Source organism: Fictibacillus sp. b24, from assembly GCF_030348825.1.
In the GTDB taxonomy this organism is placed as follows: Bacteria; Bacillota; Bacilli; order Bacillales; family Fictibacillaceae; genus Fictibacillus.
Genome location: NZ_JAUCES010000001.1, coordinates 1 through 2973 on the forward strand (window position 1 = coordinate 1; position 2973 = coordinate 2973).

1 rRNA gene is annotated in these 2973 nt (G+C 53.1%); it reads left to right on the plus strand.

Annotated elements, in window-relative coordinates:
* A 23S ribosomal RNA gene (locus tag QUF49_RS00005) occupies window positions 1-2925 on the plus strand; the annotation flags it as partial.
* Window positions 2926-2973 lie beyond the last annotated feature (48 nt).

Consider the following 2973-nt stretch of genomic DNA (forward strand, 5'->3'; position numbering starts at 1 on the left):
AAGGGCGCACGGTGGATGCCTTGGCACTAGGAGCCGAAGAAGGACGGGACGAACACCGATATGCCTCGGGGAGCTGTAAGTAAGCATTGATCCGGGGATTTCCGAATGGGGGAACCCACCATCCGTAATGGGATGGTATCCATATCTGAATACATAGGGTATGAGAAGGCAGACCCGGGGAACTGAAACATCTAAGTACCCGGAGGAAGAGAAAGCAAATGCGATTTCCTGAGTAGCGGCGAGCGAAACGGAAACAGCCCAAACCAGAGGGCTTGCCCTCTGGGGTTGTAGGACACTCTACATGGAGTTACAAAGGAACGAAGTAGGTGAAGCGGTCTGGAAAGGCCAGCCAAAGAAGGTAACAGCCCTGTAGCTGAAACTTCGTTCTCTCCTGAGTGGATCCTGAGTACGGCGGGACACGTGAAACCCCGTCGGAATCCGGGAGGACCATCTCCCAAGGCTAAATACTCCCTAGTGACCGATAGTGAACCAGTACCGTGAGGGAAAGGTGAAAAGCACCCCGGAAGGGGAGTGAAATAGATCCTGAAACCGTGTGCCTACAAGTAGTCGGAGCCCATTAACGGGTGACGGCGTGCCTTTTGTAGAATGAACCGGCGAGTTACGATCCCGTGCAAGGTTAAGTTGATAAGACGGAGCCGCAGCGAAAGCGAGTCTGAATAGGGCGACATAGTACGTGGTCGTAGACCCGAAACCGTGTGATCTACCCATGTCCAGGGTGAAGTTCAGGTAACACTGAATGGAGGCCCGAACCCACGCACGTTGAAAAGTGCGGGGATGAGGTGTGGGTAGGGGTGAAATGCCAATCGAACACGGAGATAGCTGGTTCTCCCCGAAATAGCTTTAGGGCTAGCCTCGCGGCAAGATTCCTGGAGGTAGAGCACTGATTGGACTAGGGGCCCCCACAGGGTTACCGAATTCAGTCAAACTCCGAATGCCAGAGAATTATCCGCGGGAGTCAGACTGCGAGTGATAAGATCCGTAGTCAAAAGGGAAACAGCCCAGACCATCAGCTAAGGTCCCAAAGTATACGTTAAGTGGCAAAGGATGTGGAGTTGCCCAGACAACCAGGATGTTGGCTTAGAAGCAGCCACCATTTAAAGAGTGCGTAATAGCTCACTGGTCGAGTGACTCTGCGCCGAAAATGTAACGGGGCTAAACGTATCACCGAAGCTATGGCTTGTACCGTATGGTACAGGGGTAGGGGAGCGTTCGAAGTGCAGCGAAGTCAGACCGGAAGGACTGGTGGAGCGCTTTGAAGTGAGAATGCCGGTATGAGTAGCGAAAGACAAGTGAGAATCTTGTCCATCGAAAGCCTAAGGTTTCCTGAGGAAGGCTCGTCCGCTCAGGGTTAGTCGGGGCCTAAGCCGAGGCTGAAAAGCGTAGGCGATGGATAACAGGTTGATATTCCTGTACCACCTCCTTTCCGTTTGAACAATGGGGGGACGCAGTAAGGTAGGGTGAGCGCACTGATGGAATAGTGCGTCTAAGCAGTTAGGCTGTTGGGTAGGCAAATCCGCCCAACGTGAAGGCTGAGCTGTGATGGCGAGGGAAATTTTAGTACCGAAGTCCCTGATCCTACACTGCCAAGAAAAGCCTCTAGTGAGGAAAGAGGTGCCCGTACCGCAAACCGACACAGGTAGGCGAGGAGAGAATCCTAAGATGATCGGGAGAACTCTCGTTAAGGAACTCGGCAAAATGACCCCGTAACTTCGGGAGAAGGGGTGCTCTGATAGGGTTTATCGCCCGAGAGAGCCGCAGTGAATAGATCCAAGCGACTGTTTAGCAAAAACACAGGTCTCTGCGAAACCGCAAGGTGAAGTATAGGGGCTGACACCTGCCCGGTGCTGGAAGGTTAAGAGGAGGGGTTATCCTTACGGAGAAGCTCTGAATTGAAGCCCCAGTAAACGGCGGCCGTAACTATAACGGTCCTAAGGTAGCGAAATTCCTTGTCGGGTAAGTTCCGACCCGCACGAAAGGTGTAACGACTTGGATACTGTCTCAACGAGAGACCCGGTGAAATTATAGTACCTGTGAAGATGCAGGTTACCCGCGACAGGACGGAAAGACCCCATGGAGCTTTACTGCAGCTTGATATTGGATTTTGGTACAGCTTGTACAGGATAGGTAGGAGCCTGAGAAGCCGGAGCGCCAGCTTCGGTGGAGGCGTCGGTGGGATACTACCCTGGCTGTATTGAAATTCTAACCTTGAACCGTGATCCGGTTCGGAGACAGTGTCAGGCGGGCAGTTTGACTGGGGCGGTCGCCTCCTAAACAGTAACGGAGGCGCCCAAAGGTTCCCTCAGAATGGTTGGAAATCATTCGCAGAGTGTAAAGGCACAAGGGAGCTTGACTGCGAGACCTACAAGTCGAGCAGGGACGAAAGTCGGGCTTAGTGATCCGGTGGTTCCGCATGGAAGGGCCATCGCTCAACGGATAAAAGCTACCCTGGGGATAACAGGCTTATCTCCCCCAAGAGTCCACATCGACGGGGAGGTTTGGCACCTCGATGTCGGCTCATCGCATCCTGGGGCTGAAGTAGGTCCCAAGGGTTGGGCTGTTCGCCCATTAAAGCGGTACGCGAGCTGGGTTCAGAACGTCGTGAGACAGTTCGGTCCCTATCCGTCGCGGGCGCAGGAAATTTGAGAGGAGCTGTCCTTAGTACGAGAGGACCGGGATGGACACACCGCTGGTGTACCAGTTGTTCCGCCAGGGGCATAGCTGGGTAGCTACGTGTGGACGGGATAAGTGCTGAAAGCATCTAAGCATGAAGCCCCCCTCAAGATGAGATTTCCCATCACGTTAAGTGAGTAAGACCCCTTAGAGATGATGAGGTTGATAGGTCTGGTGTGGAAGCGTGGTGACACGTGGAGCTGACAGATACTAATCGGTCGAGGGCTTATCCTTAAAATGCATAACGTTTGGAAACGTCGTATCTAGTTTTGAGAGAACATA